Source organism: uncultured Limnohabitans sp., from assembly GCF_937889215.1.
Classification (GTDB): Bacteria; Pseudomonadota; Gammaproteobacteria; order Burkholderiales; family Burkholderiaceae_C; genus Limnohabitans_A.
Map to the genome: position 1 here is coordinate 1 of NZ_CALBEX010000179.1, position 1,725 is coordinate 1,725.

Sequence of the window (1,725 nt, forward strand, 5' to 3'; positions counted from 1 at the left end):
GGCGCTTTGAGGGTGATGTCGATCAATTCCCCCAGAAACCGCTCGAAGTCAGGCGCATGGCGCAAGGGGCGGTCGATGCCGGGCGAGGACACTTCCAAACGGTTGTAAGTGACGCCATCGACTTCAAGGGCGAACTGCAACTGGCGGTTGACTTTTTCACAATCTTCAACGTTGATGAAAAGCTCTGAACCGGGCTGCCATGGCCAGTCGATGGTGATGCGCAACAAACCGCCCGCTGTGCGGTCAATCTCGACCAGGTCATACCCCAGCCCGGTTACGGTTTCTTGAACAATTTGCTGCAATGCCACAGAGCTTTGAACGATCAATGTTGAAAAAGTGAGACCCAAAAAAAACGGGCGGTGAAAACCCGCCCGTTTGGTCGTGAAGCCAGTATTCTAGCTGATAAAACGGCCTAAGTGTGTGATTATTAAGGAAAACAACACCTTTGACACAAGCAAAACGACAAGCCGTCGTGCCCTTGGGGGCTAAATTTCAGGAAAGGCATTCACCAAGCTGCGGGTGTACGCATGCCGTGGCGCACCCAGCACCTGCTCGGCCAAGCCTTGCTCCACCACCTGCCCTGACTTGAGCACCAAGACCTCGTGGGCCATGGCCCGCAGCACGTCCACATCGTGGGTGATCAGCAAATACGCCATGCCGCGTGTTTTTTGCAAGGACTGAAGCAATTCCAAAATCTGTTTTTGCACCGTGACATCCAGCGCGCTAGTGGGTTCATCGAGCACGAGCAGCTCGGGCTCGACCACCAAGGCCCGAGCCAGCGCGATGCGCTGACGCTGACCGCCCGAGAAAGCGTGGGGATAGCGGCTGAGCAAATCACTCAAACCGGGGCCGCCCAAGCCCACTTCGGTCAAAACGGCGTGCACGCGCTGCTCAATTTGTCCAGGCAGCCAGTGCGGATGGTGTAAAAGCAGGCCCTCCGAGACAATTTCACCCACCGTCATCCGCGGAGACAAACTGCCGTAAGGGTCTTGGAAGACCACTTGCACACGGCGGCGCAGGGGTTTGTCCTGGGCCGGACGGCCTTGCCAAGTTTGGCCCGCAAAGGACAACTCGCCCGCAAACGGCAGCAAGCCCAAGACGGCTTGCGCCAAACTCGACTTGCCTGAGCCGGACTCGCCCATGATGCCCAAGGTGCTGCCTGGGGCGATGGCAAAATCTGCCCCCTGCAGCGCGGTGAAAGTTTGTTTTTGAAACCAGCCCCGAAAGCCCGGCACCGACAAGGGATAGCGCACCTGCAATTGCCGCGCTTGCACCAAGGGCACCGTGTCATTCAAGGGGGCAGCAGCCAAACCCTCACGGCTGGGGCGGCTGTGCAGCAGGCGCTGCGTGTAAGGGTGCTGCGGCTGATCAAAGACTTGCTGCATGGGGCCCTGCTCCACCAGGTGGCCTTGTTCCATCACCGCCACCTTGTCCGCAAAGTGGCGCACCAGGGCGAGATCATGGGTGATCAGCAGAACGGCCATGCCTGTCTTTTGCTGCAAATCGGCCAACAGTTGCAGCATTTGAATACGCAAGCTGGCGTCCAGCGCGGTAGTGGGTTCGTCGGCCAAAAGGAGCTTGGGCTCGGATGCGAGGGCCATGGCCATCATGGCGCGTTGGCGTTGGCCGCCCGACAACTGGTGCGGGTAAGCCCCGAAACGGCGCTCAGGGTCATCGATACCAGTTTCGGACAACAGATGCACGGCCCGCGCATCGGCATCGCGC

The 1,725-nt window shown here is 59.0% G+C and carries 1 protein-coding gene and 1 pseudogene; both read right to left on the minus strand.

Annotated features, from left to right (window positions below; genetic code table 11):
* A pseudogene (locus Q0341_RS04640) lies at positions 1-308 on the minus strand (ribosome maturation factor RimP); the annotation flags it as partial.
* Positions 309-485: 177 nt separating this feature from the next.
* Positions 486-1,725, minus strand: a 1,240-nt coding sequence (locus tag Q0341_RS04645; protein ID WP_299510895.1) for an ATP-binding cassette domain-containing protein, incomplete at its 5' end; no start/stop codon positions are given.